Consider the following 17,478-nt stretch of genomic DNA (forward strand, 5'->3'; position numbering starts at 1 on the left):
CAGGCTTACCGTGTTCGAGCTCAGAAATATCACCAAGTCGTACCTGACCCCCAAAGGGCGTCGCCACGTGTTTCGTGACCTGTCACTGAAGATCCCCGCCGATAAAAACATCGGCCTGATCGGCCGTAATGGCGCGGGCAAATCGACCCTGGTTCGTCTGTTGGGCGGTGCCGACGTGCCGGACTCCGGCACCATTGCCACCAACAAGAGCATCTCCTGGCCCGTCGGTTTGTCCGGTGGTTTCCAGGGCAGCATGACCGGCCGCGAAAACATCAAGTTCGTCAGCCGCGTCTACGGCGCGGTCGGCGACGCCATGCGTGCAAAGGTCGCCTACGTCGAAGACTTTGCCGAGATCGGCAGCTGGATCGACGAACCCGTAAAGACCTACTCCTCAGGCATGCGTTCGCGCCTGGCGTTCGGCCTGAGCATGGCCTTTGACTTCGACTACTACCTGATCGACGAAGTGATGTCGGTAGGTGACGCGCACTTCAAACGCAAGTGCGCCAACGTCTTCGAAGAGCGCCTGCAGAAATCCAAGGTCGTGCTGGTTTCCCACAACATGAATGAAATTCAGAAGCTCTGCGACGTCGTACTGCTGGTGCGTAATGGCGGAGTGCAGATCTATGACGATGTCGCCGAAGGCATCAAGGCCTACAACACCTGATCGCCCTGACCGTGGCGTGATTGTTTTATTTCAAGGATGCGTGTGCATATGAGCAGTACGGGTAAATTCAAGGGCTGGCGCCTGACACTGGGGCTGATCGTGCTTCCAATGGTACTGGCCATCGTCTACTACAGCTTCTTTGCCGTGGACCGCTATGTCAGCTCCGCGCAAGTGGTGGTGCGCCAGGATGGCAACAATCCAGCCGCCCAAATGCCGGGCCTGGGCATGCTGCTCAGCGGCGCCAACCCGGCCTCCCGCGAAGAAACCCTGTACCTGCGCGAATACATCGTGTCGATGGACATGATGCAGCTGCTGGAAGACCGCCTGCACTGGGTCGAGCAATACAGCAAGCAACGCAACGACCCGTTCTTCTGGCTGAGCACCGACACCGAGCGCGAAGACTTGCTCAAGTACTACCAGCGCATGGTCACCGCGCACTATGACGAAACCACCGGCCTGCTAAAAGTTGAAGTACAAGCCTTCAGCCCGGAACTTGCCGAGCAAATGGTCCAGGTCATTCTCGAAGCCAGCGAGCACTTCGTGAACGAAGTCTCCCACAGCATCGCCCGCGAGCAGATGCGCTTCTCCCAAGGCGAACTGGAAGGCGCGAAAGCCAACTACACCCTGCGCAAGGAAGAGCTGCTGAGCTTCCAGAACCGCAACAAGGTACTGGATGGCAAAAGCTCGGCCCAAGGCCGCGCTAGCATCATCGACACCCTCGAAGGCGAGCACTCCAAAGAGCGCGCCGTGCTCACCCAGATGCTCTACAAGCTTCGTGCAGACTCACCGCAGGTCAAGCAGCAGCAACAACGCGTGAGCGCCATTCGCGAACAGCTGAATGCCGAAAAACGCCTGCTGGTATCCGCACCCGATGGCGACCAACTCAACGTTGTTGCCTCGAGCTTCCAGCAATTGACCCTGGACGCGGGCATCGCTGAAGAAACCTACAAGACTGCCGTCGCCGCACTCGACAACGCCCGTATCGAAGCCAGCAAGAAGATTCGCACCCTGGTCACCGTGGTCAGCCCGAACACCCCACAGCTCGCCATCTACCCGGAACGTCTCTACAACCTGGCAACCATCTTCCTGGCACTGCTGCTGCTCTACGGCATCACCCGCTTCCTAATTGCATCGATCGAGGATCATCGTGATTAAATCCATTACTGGCCTGCCCCTTCGCCCCCTGAACGTGAGCATGCGAAACAGCGCTGTAGCGGGTTTGATCCTGGCAGCTTTGACCCTGGCAGGTTGCGGCGGCACTTTGTCCGGCGCCGGCCCTTACAAGGGCGATATCGAAAGCAAAAACCAGCCGTACAACCTGGTCGAGATCAACGCCAATACCATCGCCCCGTACATGCGTGGCGCGGTGCGTCCGGTACTAGCGAGCATCGCCAAGCCTGTCGCTCCCTCGGCGCGACTGATGGCCGGTGACATCCTCAACGTGCTGATCACTGACAACGCACCGGAAGGCTCGGCGCTGTTCGCCCCGCTGTCCGCTGGCGGCACCCAGCTCAAGACCCGCATCGACGACCAGGGCATGATCTCCCTGCCCTACGTCGGCCGTCAGTTCGTCGCCGGCATGACCCTCAACGAAGTTGAGAACATGATCCGCAAACAGCTCAAAGGCGTGACCACTGACGTGCAGACTCACGTTGAACTGGTCGGTGATCTTTCGGGCTCGGTACTGGTAGCAGGCGCAGTTAAAGCCCCTGGCCGCTTTAGTACCCTGCAAGGACCGCTGACGCTGCTGGATGCCGTCAACCAGGCAGGCGGCCCTGTGATGGAACCACACTTGGTCAACGTCACCGTGCGTACTGGCAGTCAGGTTCAACAGTTCAACTATGAGGATGTGCTGGCCGGCAACAACATGGTGCTGCGCCCGAACTCGGAAGTAGTGCTGGACCGGGCACGACAGCGTTTTGTCGCGATGGGTGCTGTTGCCGAGCCTGGCTTGAAGGACATGCCTGCGCAAAATACAAGCTTGCTGGATGCACTGAGCAGCGTAGGTGGACTGAAAGAAGGTAGCGCAAACCCGGAAGGCGTCTTTGTATTCCGCATGGGAACTGATGGCAACCCAAAGCCGACAGTCATGCGACTGGATATGCGTGATCCGGCAGCTATTTTTTATGCTCGTCAGATTATGCTCAAGCCAGACGATACGATTTATGTAACCAACGCCGCTGTGTACGAGTGGCAAAAAGTTATTAGTCCGATTGTACAAACAATGCTGCTGGGGCGCGCCACTGGCATTCAGTGATATGGAAGACATGACCCGAGTTACGAGCCAATCAAAACGCAAAGTTTTGGGAGGTTGAAGGTAGTACCGTTATCAGGTTGGGCCTGCACGCCAGTGCGTGCAGGACCACCTTCCTGCTCAAATACCGAAGAACAGCTGCTAAAAGCAGAATCCCGGCACTGGACATTTAACTCGATCGGAAGATCGCCCGAGGATCGATCAAGCTGCCAATTTGGCCATGCGCTTGGAAATTTTCTCCTCATCCCCACCGCACTCAAGCGAATCGGCGAGATATTTGGTAGCTAACTGAATATTGCCTTCCAGCATATAAATATCAGAAAGCATCATCAAAACAATGTGCGCCTTTGGATTTGACTTCAAGTAAGTCATGAAATGCATCTTTGCATACGCATGACGCTTATTGAGCATAAGCGCACGCCCCAGACGATAACGAGCCCCCAGATAATGTGGTGCAGAACCAACAGAAATCAGCAACGGCGCTTGGGATTCAGCATATCGCTTGTCCTCCAATAGACTCGTACCCAATAAGTAATTGGCGTACTCGTGTCGTGGATCCAACTCAATTGCTCGAACTGCCGCCTGTTCAACCCCCTTCCAATCCTTGTCACGAAACGCCAAGAACATTTTGTACAGCGCTTTTACCAGTTCGACATTACCAACCGACTCACCAGCCTCAATGATTTCAGGAAGCGCTTCACCACTAGCCCACGCACTCACAAACTCGGACAGGCCATAGTACTCCTTGATAAAAGGCGCGCCACCATGACCCACTCCGGTTAATGTAATGGTCCTGACGTTAGCCAAGTCGTGAACATGCGCCGCAGACAAGAGATCAAGAGAGTCGCACTCGCCTGCGATTTGTAGAACTTTAGCCTTTGACGACTTAATCAACGGGCGCAGATCCGGAAACGCGACAGGAATATCTTTAGGCATCCGCTTCTGACTGCGACTGCCTGGAATTTTTAATTTTGTATCGTAGCCGAACGCAAGAACATTGGCGTCAAGGGCAGCACCATAAAGCACCGCACCATACCCACCCATGCTTACGCCGACGAAATACACTTCATCAACGTTCAAATAGCGCACGAGTGCTTTGATTTTTTCTACCGTACCATCATGACTATCACCAAAGCCGGGGATACCCTGCTGATACCACTCATTGCGTCCATTATTCAAAAACAACAAGTGAGAGGACTGAGCATTCCCCACATTCCAGAAATCAAACTTGCCATCGGTTTTGTCGGTACCCGCCAAAAAGACCATGAGCCGTTTGGAATCAGCACATTCAACAATCTTAAAATGCTTACCTTCCATTGCAGAAAATTCGTGCATGACAACAAACCTATTATTAGAAAAAAATGGCACGGGAAAAATAGACTAGATCCGGCATAAAATCAACATCGCGCGCGCACCGGACTGGTGTTCCACAAACAAATGCGACACATAGCATTCTGCGAACACCAGCCCCATCGTAAAAACCGTGCACCACCGAAAAAACTTATGCCGGCCAACCCCGAAAATCTCGACAGCGGACAGCCAAATGAATGCTCAACTATCCGTACCCAAAACTGACAGGACTCAACGAACACAGTTAGACAGTGTATTATCTTTAACCGTATTACCTTGAGTCTTGCGCCCATCGGGCTTGTTTACATTTTGATATGGCTCAAACACCTGCCGCCGGCTAGCACTGTCAATTCTATTCTGAACGATTATATTATTATCACCCTCAACACGTACTGCAGTCACAGTATTACAAAACTCGTTCCTTTCAACAACATTGTTATTAGCATGATCCGCAAAGAAGCGTCCACTTTCATCTACAGAGGGATCGCCACACCCCCACTTACTCAAATCCTTGCTTTGTCGCGACGCAATCCATACCCCCACCCGCTCATCCCTGAAAGTGTTATCCTGGACGATATTAAAGTCACTTGACTGCCAACGGAGCGCCGATTTGCCGGATGAAAAATTCTCTCCACAGTTCTTATAAATGAAAACCCCACCACCTGCATTACTAATAAAATGATTACCTTTAACAGTATTATGCGCGGACGAATCAATGGCCAACCCTTCACGATGCCCATCCACACCATTATTCCGAATCGTATTATTCAAGATCTGAATGCGCTGAGTTCCCTGCTCCAAATATACTCCCACCTTTCCAGAGCCTTCTACTGTCGAGTTTCTCAACACCGAGTCCGTTACGTAGCTATCAAAATAAACACCACCGCGACCACTTCCCAACACAGCAACATGATCAATCAGAATTTTTTTCGGCGCCAGTTTATAGTTTGCATCTGTATCCGCAGAAAAATCCTTGATTCGGAGCCCTGACGTTATATTGACCCCACGATTTTTAAAGTTCTGGATTCGACAGTTCTCTACCGTCACATTTTCAATAAGCTTTTTTTTGCCATCGATCTGAATTCCGACTGCCCGCTTCCCTTCCCCCTCAAGCGTCGCACCATTACAATCCAGATGCGTATTGCTTTCAACGATCCGAACAGTTTGAAAATAAGTGCATGCGGCATTCAACTTTACGTTACCACTTACCTCCCCCTCAAGCGGCAACACACAGGCTCCATCATCCGCCGCGGGCGATACCAAAGGAAAAACAGTCAACAAAAAAAATACGCCAGGCACACACGAGAAAAACCAAAAATTACGCTTCACCTTCAACATATCCCATCCCTTCTAATCGCTTCCAGTATCTTACCGACCACCAGGCTACATCAAGGTTCCAGCCAACCTGGAGTGTTCCGGACGCAGAAAATATCACCAACCACACATACACTCCACTTGCGCCCGAGAGAATCAGGTAGCGTCTCGCGACCTGAAAGCCGGCCAAAAAAACACTCCCCCCACCCTCACATCAAACCCGAAATTAATCCAACACGAACTTCAGCGCTTTACTTGCAATCACCCCACGAAAAGGAACTCCGTCCTTCATGAGTCGAAACCTGTATCTACCTTTTTCCTCATCGAGAACCATTCCATCGACCTCGTAAAACCCCAATGGCAAACGAACAACCTTACCGAGAAACTCTCTTTTGTCTGAAACCTCTACCACAAAAGCGCTTCTAGCCGACAGGTAAGATCCAGCACCTTCAACATCAGCGACCTTCGGCAAATAAATCCAACCGACCTTGCTCGAAACTACATTCTCCAAAATTCGACCATCCGGGACCCAACACTCTAATCGACCGGTAGGACTGGAAGTTAAATCGTCGAACAATGACAACCAAAGCCTGGTTATCGCACCGCTCGCAAATCTTTTAGCGCTCTCGCGCCCTTTTTCCCCCATATCGGAAACGAGACATTTATCACTCAGCAACAGCGCAACCTTATCGACAAACTCATCTTCAGAGTCAACGATAAAGCCATCCTCACCATCTGTTACAATCTCCTGCGGTCCGTAGTTAGTCCTCGTTGAAACAAGTGGTGTTCCATAGCCCAACGACTCTGCAAAACTAATTCCAAACCCTTCGGTTACCGACATACCCAAACTGACACTGGCACGCCTGAAAACCTCAGACACATCAGTTGCAAACCCCATCAACTTTATGGAGTCCTGCATACCCAGCCCGATAATGAATTCCTTGATATCGTCTTCCTGCTCCCCCGCCCCCCAAATCTCCAGTCGAGCATTCGGGTTGCGCGCAATGACCCTGGAAAAAGCTTTCACCATTGTCTTGATCCGCTTTACACCATGCAGGCGCGAAACCACAACGGCGAGGTTTTCATCTCGAGATACCTGCGCTGTCGCAGGATCGATCGTCACAAGGTTACCAATTACCGTATATCGACCAGCGGGAAATCGCTCGCACACATCCCGCAACTGGCCTTGGGTTAAAACCACCAATCGATCACAACGCTCAATCCCCCGGATAACACCATCATACTTGGGTGCTATGGGTGCCCCGACATTGTGAGGCTTGAGCAAGTGATTGCTATGCATCATCAAAATCCGATAGATACCCCTCCCTTCAACCCGGCAAATCGTATCAGCAGCTCCAATAGAGTCGGCTAGCAAAAAACTTGGTAAACACCCAAGCGACAGGCACTTCAACCAATAAGCATGCACTGACACTAAAGAGTTGAATTTAAGCGGCCGCTCACCCGGAATAAATAATATGACCATCACCACATCATTTTTATTTTGGAAAAACTCCTCCATAAAAACGAAACCAGTGCTCGTCACGTATCGATTTACACCCAGTTGAAAACCATTGACATGTTCAACACGTTTCCTGACCAGAACATTCAGATGCTCAACTGTAGACTGATTGAAATCCACCACACCCATCATCAAGCAGTTGGCCCTGTGCGCAAACCAGCGGTAAAAATGCAAAACTTCCAAGTCCTTGCTTACTCTTGACTGCCGAACAAGATTGGCAAATGTCTGATCAAGTTTTTCATCAAAATCCAACACTGCAATACGAGCCATTAGACCCGCATCCGCCAGCGCCGCGGTTCTCGCCAATGAAACCCGGGTAACCCCACCGCCTTGCTCTGCCAACTCATATAAAACTGATATTACTTGCCTCATAGCAAAGATCGCCCCCGAAAGTTCTAGCCAACACTAAGCAAGTGTTGTTTTATAGTGCAATTGTTGCACGAGGCCTCGCAAATACCCAACAGGATATGCTCTAGACTCAAATCTACGAGCCCCCAACGCGCCTACACCGATATCAAATTGCCATCTATTTTCTCGAGAGGAGCGAACCGCGGGCTAGACCATCAGGCGGCCTTGGCCTCGCAATGTGAAACCGGCCTTGAAAACCGCATTTTAATTTTGACGTCAATAATCCACTAAACCCTGTATACCCCACCCCCCCCCAGCACAGACAACCCAAAAACCTAAAAAAACATCGAAAAATGAGGGAAAACCACCAAAGCTCGTGCCCGGCCTGTTGATGAAGTAAAAATTGACGTCAAATACCCTCACTGAAACGATCGTGCAAGCTATGAAACAATAGTTAAGTGCAGCTAAATTTATCAACCTGAGTGCTTGACACAATTTTGACACATAGTTAAAATCGTCGATTTCATTGGTACCGCATTGAAAAATGCGTGAACAGCTTAAATCTGTCGATTTATGCTGTTTGAATTCTAGCGATTGCATAATGACATCATGGAGCGCGGTAATCTTGGACGACACATTAGTATCTAAACTCGCTAGCGTTTCTAAAGACGCTGTCTTGATGGGCCCTGTAAAGTTGTACGGCGCGGTGACTGTCAATGCCAAGGCGCAGATCGGAAAATATACATATCTGGGTCGCGATGGTTATGTAGGTAGAGGCGCTATTATTGGCAACTATTGCTCCATTGCACGCAACGCAGAAATCAGCCCGATCAACCATCCGACAGATTACTTGAGCTGCCATCCTTTCCAATACAACACAAATCACTTTACTGATGTTGAAGGATATCAAACTCATCAGCGAGTAAAAGGTCCTACTTCCGATCCAGCGGTGATTGGTCACGATGTCTGGATTGGCGCAGGCGCAATGATTTGCCAAGGAGTTACAGTGGGTACTGGCGCAGTGATCGCCGGAGGCGCCGTAGTTACAAAGGATGTTCCCCCTTACGCTATCGTTGGTGGCATTCCTGCTCAAATCATTCGCTACAGATTTGACGACGAAACAATTGAACGTCTGCTGGCCAGCCAATGGTGGGAACTCGAGCCACAAGATATGACAGGCGTTGACTTCGCAGACGTCTCTGAAGCGCTTGACAAGATCAATGCCATCAAGCTGCACATGGGACTGAAGAATCGCACAGCCTTGTCCGGGACGGTTACCAACGCAGCAAGCGGCACCAGTTCCGGCATTGTGTGGTTTACCACGCCAACCGCCCATGCAGACATGAATGCCTTGGATCGCTTCACTTCCATAGAAGTTGTCGCTCATGAGCCAGGTCCAGACGACAAATCTCCACTCGTGGCACCAGGTATTTATCCGATCCAGAGCACATCGTTCGATGCCAAGCGTGGCTGGTACCGACTGATATTCATGGTCGATGGCGAGCCTTACAAAGGTAAGCTTTTCAAGAAAAAATTCAGCTTCAAGCTCGGCACAGCTCAACCTCGGGCAAATGCCTGACTGACTGCGCACTCATAGCCGACTGCAGAGCCCACTCGTAAGTGGTGGGCTTTATGGCTAAAGCAAGCGTCAAGCCAGAGCATCGACGCCCAGCCAAATCTGACGCAGCGCACACCAGCCAGCCCTTTGCGGGCCTGAGCTGAAACCCATACTCGACTTTCATACAGCGCAAGCGTTTAAAAATAGGGATATTTTATGAGAACCATCATCACCTTCGGCACTTTCGACGTCCTTCACATTGGCCACGTCAAAATCCTGCAACGTGCCCGCGCACAGGGTGACAGACTGGTGGTAGGTGTCTCGTCCGACGCGCTGAACTTCTCGAAGAAGCAACGTAACCCGGTTTATCCGGAAACCGAGCGTCGCGACATCATCGCGTCACTTGCCTGCGTTGACGAAGTATTCATTGAGGAATCGCTTGAACTCAAAGGTCAATACATCCAGGAATTCGGCGCCGACGCACTGGTCATGGGTAACGACTGGGAAGGCCGTTTTGATGAGTTCAAGTCGTTGTGCGAAGTCATTTATCTTCCTCGCACCGAAGGCATTTCCACTACCCAACTGATTGCAGAGATCAAAAAGTATGGGTAATACACCCAGGATAGGTTTTGTTGGATGGAACCCTTTTCAGTTCCTCCATATACAAAAGTTAGCCAGCACTTTTCCTGGTGCCTGCTTCGTGATTGAAAAGCGCCAGGACTTCATTTCCGAGTTCAGCGATGACATCCTGAAGAATCCCGGCACCCCGATCATGGTGTGGGACCGCGCGCAAATGGCCAATCTTGATGGCGTCTTCGACATCATCGTGTGCCAGACACCCTTCTCTCGCATTGAAGCTTTCGAAAAGTCGAAAATAGCCATGATCCAATATGGTTATGCCAAGGAACCCCATAATTATGGCCCGTGGCGTGCTTTTGCAGACCTGTGCCTGACTTATGGCCCTTATGCTTCGGAAAGGATCGACTACTTCAGCCCGACCGCTTCCGTTGGAAATCCGCGTTACGATGACTGGCACTCCGACGCTTTTCACGAGGCAGCCAAAAGCAAGCATGCCGCCAAATTGAATCCGAATCGCAAAACGGTACTGTATCTGCCGACCTGGGGCGATCTATCCAGCGTCGATCAGTATGTGAACGCGATTTACGATCTGGCGGAAAACTTCAACGTTCTGATGAAAATGCACCACAACACAGAGCTTCTTGAAAGTGCTCGCAAAGATAAAATGGACATGGGCGCAATTTGTCACTTCGGTGCGAATGATGACCTGCTGGAGCTACTGTCCATAAGCGACGTGGTCATCTCGGATTACAGCGGCGCCATCTTTGATGCCATGTACTGCAGAAAGCCCATCGCACTGCTCGACACAGACCTGGCTGAGCAGATGGGTGGCAAGAAAATCGACGAGTACAGCCTGGAATATTCTCGACGCAGCGAACTGGGCCTGTCGATTAAAACTCCGGTAGCCCTGGCTGATGGAATCGCCGAACTGGCTGACAATTCGCAAAAATATGTCGACTTGTATGAGCCTCTGCGAAGCTCTCTGTTTACCGACACCAAAGACTCGTTAAGCCTGGCCCATGAAGCGCTGGTAAAGCTGTGGAAAGGGGAGTTTGTGCCGAACCAGCCTCAGTCTTACGTACGCAAAGAATTGAAAGAGTATTACAAGACGAAGCGTCAGCTGGCAATTGCCAAGAAAAAGCAGAGCGTAAAAAAATAATGCTATCCATCCAGCGACACATCATTGTAAAAGCGATTTTTCTGCTTTCTAAATTTGGTGCACATCGCGCAAGCCTGGCTTGTACAGATAGACTGCTGCGGCTGAATGTATCACTAGGTCAGCTGCGCCAGGCCGTTAGTGCCGCCAATGCCCATAATAACCATGAGTCAGCACTACGCTACTCAAATTACGCAATTGAAAAATACCCATCAAATTCTTTCGGCTACATTGAGGCGGCCAAGATCCTTGCTGCGCGAGGCGCCAAGGAAGAAGCCGTTGAGACGCTGCTACGGGCCCCATCCTGCAGTCAAGTGTCGGAAGTCCTGGCTCTTTTTCGTCCGGCCAAATCACCACAACAAAAACCGACACTCTCCAAGCCAAAGGCCAAACCACTGGTATCAAGCAGCGAGCTTGAGCAGGCTTTCCTGATGGCGGGCAACGACTCTTCCTGGCTTAACATTATCGTTGACCAGGCACACCAGGCGATCAAGACCGACCCGAGCAATCTGACAAACTTCAACATCCTGGCACGCGTTTACAGTCAGCTGGATCAACACCATAAGGTCATCGAAACTATTAATTCGTTTCCGGTAGAAATCTCATCACTACTGAACTACCGCCTGATGCTATCAAAAGCCTATCAGACGACTCGCAACCAGGAGGCTGCGCTCGAGGTTCTGCTGGCCGCACAAGTTGATTTTCCATCCGAACGCAAACTGCTCATGCGGATCAGTGATATGTTGCGCGATGATGCTCAGGTTGCCAGAGCCTACTCTTACCTCTGTGCGGCTCAGGCTTGCTACCCTGTATTTGGCTCCGTAAAGCGCCTGTCCTTTGAGATTGATAATGCGCTGTACAATGACGCGCGCAACACCTTATTGCATATCTTGAACTTTCCGCGCGAGACGCTGATGAAGTTCATGCCAATGATCAATCGCGCAACGCCGTTCTTCCCGGACTTGCATGAAAAGACTCAAACCGCACGCAATCAGGCACGTGAACTTATCGCATCCGAAAAGGGTAAAAAAGGCATCAATCCGGACGATCAAGTCAAAGTCGCCGTGAAGTGTCGCTGGCTTCACGAAGCGCAGCAAATCATCAACCGGAACAGAACCGGTACTCAGCCTGTATCGGAAGATAACCAGCGCTGGCTGGAAACCGTCATTCGCAATCTTGGTAAAGCCCGCGCGTTAGTAGAAGTCGCCAGCGCCAATGAGATTTCATCTCACCTTTGCGGATTGCGTAATGGAGCGATCGTAGACATTGACCTCAATCATGTCGATCTGTCTAAAACCGTGGAGGTTTTCATCCCTACGGTATTTTTTGCAGCCCCCAATGAAGAAAAACCCAGCTATGCCACCGTTCGCGAGTTTCTTTCGAACGTGTACAGCTATTTGATTGATCGTAGCGATCTGATACTGGTGCCTAGACATCAATGGAACTGGAGGAACTGCGATCCACGAATTCCAGGTGCACGCGTCGTCAGTTACCACACCAATGCCCCACTGAACAGTAACCACCTGCACATCCAGGAAGTCCCCTTGGCTGGCCGCTGCAGCATGGATCACCAAGGTTTTGCAGGGTATTCCTCGCTTGCTACCATTCATGAGCCGATTGAACGCTCTAGCGAAAATTTCTCCTGCGAAGCATTAGCAGAGAATGAACGCGAACTGCGTGATACTTACATTCATAACAATATCTCCAAGTATTCGCAAAAAGCAGAACGTATTACATTCCAGGATGACTACGTCTTCGTCGCACTGCAAATACCAACTGACACTGTAGCTGCCCTGGCAGAAATTACCGGCATCGAACTGGTCCGCACTGTTGCAGAGCACTACTTCGGCAGCTCGACTAAAGTCCGCGTCAAGCGTCACCCCTACTGCAACAGCATGTCCGTGCAAAAAACACTAAATTCGCTTACCGCCTCCGGCGCTATCGAGATGTCCGATGCCTCGGTACATGACCTGATTGCCGGTGCAAAAGCAGTTTTTACTGTGAACTCCGGTGTGGGTCTGGAAGCATTACTACATGGTCGACCTGTGATTGTGACGGGCGAGTGCGACTATTCGTATGCAGTTCACGCCTATCCGCGCACTGTTAGCGAACTTCAAACCCGCCTCGATGAAGAATTTGTTTTTGATCAACAACGCACACAGAAACTTCTGCATTACTACGTAAATTCGTATTCGATGGCAGCAAATGACGATGTCGCAATTCAAAAAAGACTTGCGACATGGCTTAATGAATAACGACACTCAACACGTAACTGGATAAGAAAAGCGGATGATGCCACTACGCACCTATCGCGATGCGGCATCGACAAAACGCGCTTTTCATTATTTACAAAGAGGACTTGTAGACATGATTAAAATCACTCCCAACATTGAATGCTCTAACACCAAACCTTTCGTCCTCTTTGGCGGCGTCAATGTCCTCGAATCCTTGGACCTGGCCCTGACTGCCTGCGCCGAATACGTGCGCGTGACCGACAAGCTGGGCATTCCTTACGTCTTCAAGGCCAGCTTCGACAAAGCCAACCGTTCGTCCATCCACTCCTATCGTGGCCCAGGCATGGAAGAAGGTCTGCGGATCTTCGAAAAAGTAAAAGCTGAATTCGGCGTGCCGGTGATTACCGATGTCCACGAGATTTATCAGTGCGCGCCTGTCGCCGAAGTGGTCGATGTCCTGCAGCTGCCTGCGTTCCTGGCTCGCCAGACTGACCTAGTGATGGCTCTCGCCAAAACCGGCAAGCCAGTGAACATCAAGAAACCCCAGTTTCTGAGCCCATCTCAAGTGCAGAACATCGTGCACAAGTTCAAGGAAGCCGGTAACGACCAGTTGATCCTGTGCGATCGCGGCACATGCCTGGGTTACGACAACCTGGTAGTAGACATGCTGGGCTTCGGCGTGATGAAGCGTACCTGCGCGAATCTGCCGATCATTTTCGACGTAACCCACGCCCTGCAACAGCGTGATCCGTCGGGCGCTGCATCGGGCGGTCGCCGTGAGCAGGTCGTTGAACTGGCACGCGCCGGTATGGGCGTTGGCCTGGCTGGCCTGTTCCTGGAAGCTCACCCGAACCCGGATCAAGCCAAGTGCGATGGCCCAAGCGCCCTGCCGCTGGATCAACTGGAGCCGTTCCTGGCGCAGATCAAGGCACTGGATGACTTGGTCAAATCGTTCCCGCCATTGAACATTGCGTGAAGCCAAGTCTGTTGAAACAAGGATTGTGAACATGGCAAGTACAGAACAACGGGTCGCGATTGTCATTCCGGCCCGCTACGGCTCGACTCGCCTGCCGGGCAAGCCGCTGGCTGATATTGCCGGCAAGCCGATGGTGCAACACGTTTATGAACGCGCCCTGCAAGTTGCCAATGCCCATGTGGTGGTGATCGCCACTGACGACGAGCGCGTTGCAAAAGCAGTGCGGGCGTTCGGTGGTGAGTGCGTCATGACCTCGCCGGATCACCCCTCCGGCACCGACCGCCTGGCCGAAGTCATGGCTCAGATCGATGCGGACATCTACATCAACCTGCAAGGTGATGAACCGCTGGTGCGTCCGGCGGACATCGAGGCGCTGGCTGCGGGCATGCTCGCTGATGCGAGCGTGAAGGTTGGCACTTTGTGCCACCCGATCGAAGCGCACGAAGCTGGCAACCCCAACACCGTGAAGGTGGTGCTGGCCAATAACGGTAACGCGCTGTATTTCAGCCGTTCGCCGATCCCCTACCCTCGGGATGGCGAAGTCGCTCACTACCTCAAGCATGTCGGTGTCTACGGCTATCGTCGCGATGTGCTAGCCGATTACAGCAGCCTGCCGCAGCCGATGCTAGAGCACGCGGAGAAACTCGAGCAACTGAGGCTGATGGCCGCGGGTTACTGCATTCGGGCCTACCAGGTCGAACCGACTGGCCCGGGCGTGGACACCCCAGAATGCCTGGAGCAAGTGCGGGCGCTGATGAGCGGCCAGGCCCCTGCCCCACGACCGACCCTCAACGACATTCGCCTGGTGATCACCGATGTGGATGGCGTGCTCACCGACGGCGGCATCTATTACGATGCTACCGGCGAATGCCTGAAGCGCTTCCATGTGCGTGATGGCATGGGCATGCGGCTGCTGGAAGAAAATGGTGTGCGGGTGGCAGTATTGTCCGGGCGTGATTCGGCAACGTTGCGCAAGCGTGTGGCCGACTTGGGTATTACTCTTTGCCAGTTCGGCGTGAAGGACAAGCAGGCGGCCTGCAACCAGTTGATGGCGGAAGCCGGTGTCAGCGCTGAGCAAACGGCGTGCATTGGTGACGACTGCATCGACCTGCCGGCGTTCGCGGCGTGCGCCTTGTCGTTTGCGGTGGCGGATGCGCCCGTGTATGTGAAAGCTGCTGCCACCCACGTATTGGATGCAGCGGGCGGTACCGGTGCGTTCCGTGAAGTGGCGGACAGTATTCTGTTTGCTCAGGGCAAGGATGCGGTACTGGGTACTGCGGCGGGTTATGCGCAGGTCATGGCGAAGATGGCGCAGTAAGCCGACGAGTCATGCATAGCAGAGAAGTAACGGGGTAGGCGCTCAATAAACTCCATCTAGTCAAAAGCGAGTCGCGCATTTAACTGTAGGGTTGACGCTCGACTGCAGCATGCGCGCCGTCCGCGTTGTAACTGGCGTGAATCATCGCTCAAGAGATAGCCATAGTAGCTATCGGGCAGGTGCGTAGGTACCTCTTGGGCTCGGTTGGTGGAGTAGTTAAAAACCAATAGTCTGTCTTGCGGGTCGTCGCCGCACCTAAATCCAGGATTGGCCACTCGGTTCGCGGCCCGACTCTTTCAACACTTGAACTGGCTTACAAAGATCGACTATAAACTGCGCCCCTTCTAAGTTAACTTCAGTCCTTGCCCTGCTACCTGTCGATTGCATACAATCCAACCCACAGGTAGCACTTCAATATGGCAGACTTCGTTCGCTAGCCTAGGATAGCAATCGAAACTCGATTGATCCGTTTGGTACAATTCCTTGATAAACATTCTTACCCTGAGAAAATTTCAATAGAACACCGCCCTTCTCATCCCTTTCCAATAACTTGATAGAATAAACCCCCGGCTCAATCAGACAGGCCACTCCGTTGAGCATTCGCTTACGGTTAACCCGAATGATCTCAACTCTTCTGAAATCATCTAACTTCTGACTAGCATGTGAAGTGAAAAGAATATTTCCTCCAATGCTGGATCGCGAGTTTTTCAGAGTCTTTGAACGCTTGGATTTATAGCCTTGCCAAGATGGATCAGTGAGATCTTTTACCAAAGTCACCCACCGATCGCCTATCATATCAGCATCATGGGACTGTGCAGTTTTCAAACTACCTGAAGCCAAATCTTTGAAGAGAGCATCATCATTGGCCAACTGGGTTATCCGATCAGCCATCTGCTGCTCATTCTCGACTAAATACCCGTTTAAACCATTCTTAACGATTTCAACTGGACCGTAATTGGAAGCAAGTGCAATAACCGGGCATCCGCAGGACATCGATTCCAAAATGCTTAGGCCAAAGCCTTCAGAAACTGAAGCAGAAAGTGAGGCACGAGCGCCAAAAAACTTTTCAGAAACAGGATTCACATAACCCTTAAGTTGCGCATAATCTGACAAGCCTAACTTGACTATCAATCGATCGAGAGCATCCATCTGGCTCCCATGCCCCCATATTTCCAATCGAAGCTCCGAATCAATATCAACAGCAATTCGAAACGCGCGAATAACCATTGCAACATTTTTCACGGACTCTAGCCGAGAAACGACTACAAACGTTTTAATTGATCTATCGATCGAACTACTTGGACACGCATCTACCGAGTTCGGGATTACGTACAAGTTTTTGACGTATGGGAATTGCTTTGAAACATCATTTGCCTGCGCAACGGTAAGCAATACAAAAGCATCCGCCGACCGTGCACTACCAATAATCCCCATACTAAGAGGCTTTACATCACTTCCGAACTTATAAGGCGAGGCCAGATGATTTCCATGCAAAGTGAGAATCTTTCTAGCTTTCCTTGCCGAAACACTTGCTACAACACCGCTTTTCGTGGATGAATCTGCAATTAATAAACTTGCCTTACCGAAATTAGAGACCTCATTCAACCAATGAGTACAAGCATCATCTCTTGTACCAAACACCAAAACTTCTCTGTCTGGCACCTCCAATTGAAAACTAACAACATGACCGTCTGAACCAACGAGCTCTCTTGCGAAAACTCGACCATTGACATCTGAATACTCAGTCGACCTAAACTCTGTCAGACCCACATATCGGGACTGCCGGTTTAAAACACCATCATTAAGACCTACATAATAATCCTTGATAAGAAGTTTCTTCCCAGCAGATGCAGAAAGTATCGCGTAATAGATAAAAAAATTCAGAACCCCCACACCACTGCCTAAGCGAGTATCGGCCCGAAGTGTAGCGATGGAATCGAATATAATGGGATCGTAATCAAGCGTAGCTATAAGTGATCGAAGGTCGCGACGGGAAAGAATATCAGCTCTGGCCATCGCTACTCGGGTAACGCCACCTGATTGTGCAGACAATTTATTCAGAACCGATACGACCTGAATTTTTTTTGACGGCTTCCCAGCGCGTTTTGAAAAAAAACCAAACACAAAAATTCTTCCATGATCAAAAATGCGTAGGATGTATTATCACCGGATAAATGCGAATCGCACAACAAGCAGTTCCCCGACTGC

13 protein-coding genes are annotated in these 17,478 nt (G+C 51.2%); 9 read left to right on the top strand and 4 right to left on the bottom strand.

Annotated elements, in window-relative coordinates; translation table 11 throughout:
• The first annotated feature begins 10 nt into the window (after nt 1-10).
• The 3 genes from ACM6I6_RS03420 to ACM6I6_RS03430 are packed head-to-tail and all read left to right on the top strand — an operon-like array spanning nt 11 to nt 2,921.
• Nucleotides 11-664, top strand: coding sequence for an ABC transporter ATP-binding protein (locus ACM6I6_RS03420; protein WP_274077688.1), 654 nt, complete (start codon nt 11-13; stop codon nt 662-664).
• A 48-nt stretch (nt 665-712) separates the two neighbouring features.
• Complete coding sequence (locus tag ACM6I6_RS03425; protein WP_274077689.1) at nt 713-1,819, top strand: ABC transporter permease; 1,107 nt, start codon at nt 713-715, stop codon at nt 1,817-1,819.
• Nucleotides 1,820-1,859: 40 nt separating this feature from the next.
• Nucleotides 1,860-2,921: a polysaccharide biosynthesis/export family protein gene (locus ACM6I6_RS03430; protein WP_414919430.1), complete on the top strand. Its 1,062-nt coding sequence runs from the start codon at nt 1,860-1,862 to the stop codon at nt 2,919-2,921.
• A 198-nt stretch (nt 2,922-3,119) separates the two neighbouring features.
• Here ACM6I6_RS03430 and ACM6I6_RS03435 read toward each other — a convergent pair whose 3' ends face one another.
• The 3 genes from ACM6I6_RS03435 to ACM6I6_RS03445 form a co-directional block, all read right to left on the bottom strand.
• On the bottom strand, nt 3,120-4,253 hold the full coding sequence (locus ACM6I6_RS03435; protein WP_414919405.1) for a hypothetical protein: 1,134 nt from the start codon (nt 4,251-4,253) through the stop codon (nt 3,120-3,122).
• A gap of 246 nt (nt 4,254-4,499) precedes the next feature.
• Nucleotides 4,500-5,606 (bottom strand): right-handed parallel beta-helix repeat-containing protein, encoded by a 1,107-nt coding sequence (locus tag ACM6I6_RS03440; protein WP_414919406.1) that lies wholly within the window; start codon nt 5,604-5,606, stop codon nt 4,500-4,502.
• A gap of 202 nt (nt 5,607-5,808) precedes the next feature.
• Entirely contained in the window at nt 5,809-7,473 is a 1,665-nt protein-coding gene (locus ACM6I6_RS03445) for a glycosyltransferase (RefSeq protein ID WP_414919407.1), read from the bottom strand.
• A 601-nt stretch (nt 7,474-8,074) separates the two neighbouring features.
• Here ACM6I6_RS03445 and ACM6I6_RS03450 point away from each other — a divergent pair.
• The 6 genes from ACM6I6_RS03450 to kdsB all read left to right on the top strand — a co-directional run bounded on the left by ACM6I6_RS03450 (nt 8,075) and on the right by kdsB (nt 15,270).
• Nucleotides 8,075-9,028, top strand: a complete 954-nt coding sequence (locus ACM6I6_RS03450; RefSeq protein ID WP_414919408.1) for a CatB-related O-acetyltransferase — start codon at nt 8,075-8,077, stop codon at nt 9,026-9,028.
• Between the two features lie 195 nt (nt 9,029-9,223).
• The gene (locus ACM6I6_RS03455; protein WP_274077692.1) at nt 9,224-9,619 is read left to right on the top strand and encodes a pantoate--beta-alanine ligase; all 396 of its coding nucleotides are present in this window, start codon (nt 9,224-9,226) and stop codon (nt 9,617-9,619) included.
• Nucleotides 9,620-9,707: 88 nt separating this feature from the next.
• The gene (locus ACM6I6_RS03460; protein WP_274077693.1) at nt 9,708-10,745 is read left to right on the top strand and encodes a CDP-glycerol glycerophosphotransferase family protein; all 1,038 of its coding nucleotides are present in this window, start codon (nt 9,708-9,710) and stop codon (nt 10,743-10,745) included.
• Nucleotides 10,745-12,997 carry a capsule biosynthesis protein gene (locus ACM6I6_RS03465; protein WP_274077694.1) on the top strand — a complete coding sequence of 751 codons (2,253 nt, stop codon included), beginning with the start codon at nt 10,745-10,747 and terminating at the stop codon, nt 12,995-12,997. Before ACM6I6_RS03460 ends, ACM6I6_RS03465 begins: the two co-directional genes overlap by 1 nt.
• A 112-nt stretch (nt 12,998-13,109) precedes the next feature.
• The gene (gene kdsA, locus ACM6I6_RS03470) at nt 13,110-13,952 is read left to right on the top strand and encodes a 3-deoxy-8-phosphooctulonate synthase (RefSeq protein WP_274077695.1); all 843 of its coding nucleotides are present in this window, start codon (nt 13,110-13,112) and stop codon (nt 13,950-13,952) included.
• A gap of 31 nt (nt 13,953-13,983) precedes the next feature.
• On the top strand, nt 13,984-15,270 hold the full coding sequence (gene kdsB, locus ACM6I6_RS03475; protein WP_414919409.1) for a 3-deoxy-manno-octulosonate cytidylyltransferase: 1,287 nt from the start codon (nt 13,984-13,986) through the stop codon (nt 15,268-15,270).
• 438 nt (nt 15,271-15,708) lie between these two features.
• Here kdsB and ACM6I6_RS03480 read toward each other — a convergent pair whose 3' ends face one another.
• Nucleotides 15,709-17,394, bottom strand: a complete 1,686-nt coding sequence (locus ACM6I6_RS03480; protein WP_414919410.1) for a glycosyltransferase — start codon at nt 17,392-17,394, stop codon at nt 15,709-15,711.
• Between the last annotated feature and the right edge of the window lie 84 nt (nt 17,395-17,478).

This window comes from Pseudomonas sp. IT-P218 (genome assembly GCF_949767605.1).
In the GTDB taxonomy this organism is placed as follows: domain Bacteria; phylum Pseudomonadota; class Gammaproteobacteria; order Pseudomonadales; family Pseudomonadaceae; genus Aquipseudomonas; species Aquipseudomonas putida_AE.

Coding starts and splice junctions, on each gene's coding strand:
- ACM6I6_RS03455 (WP_274077692.1), top strand. CDS start 9,224: ATGAGAACCATCATCACCTTCGGCACTTTCGACGTCCTTCACATTGGC.
- ACM6I6_RS03430 (WP_414919430.1), top strand. CDS start 1,860: ATGCGAAACAGCGCTGTAGCGGGTTTGATCCTGGCAGCTTTGACCCTG.
- ACM6I6_RS03435 (WP_414919405.1), bottom strand. CDS start 4,253: ATGCACGAATTTTCTGCAATGGAAGGTAAGCATTTTAAGATTGTTGAA.
- ACM6I6_RS03440 (WP_414919406.1), bottom strand. CDS start 5,606: ATGTTGAAGGTGAAGCGTAATTTTTGGTTTTTCTCGTGTGTGCCTGGC.
- ACM6I6_RS03425 (WP_274077689.1), top strand. CDS start 713: ATGAGCAGTACGGGTAAATTCAAGGGCTGGCGCCTGACACTGGGGCTG.
- ACM6I6_RS03445 (WP_414919407.1), bottom strand. CDS start 7,473: ATGAGGCAAGTAATATCAGTTTTATATGAGTTGGCAGAGCAAGGCGGT.
- ACM6I6_RS03465 (WP_274077694.1), top strand. CDS start 10,745: ATGCTATCCATCCAGCGACACATCATTGTAAAAGCGATTTTTCTGCTT.
- kdsB (WP_414919409.1), top strand. CDS start 13,984: ATGGCAAGTACAGAACAACGGGTCGCGATTGTCATTCCGGCCCGCTAC.
- kdsA (WP_274077695.1), top strand. CDS start 13,110: ATGATTAAAATCACTCCCAACATTGAATGCTCTAACACCAAACCTTTC.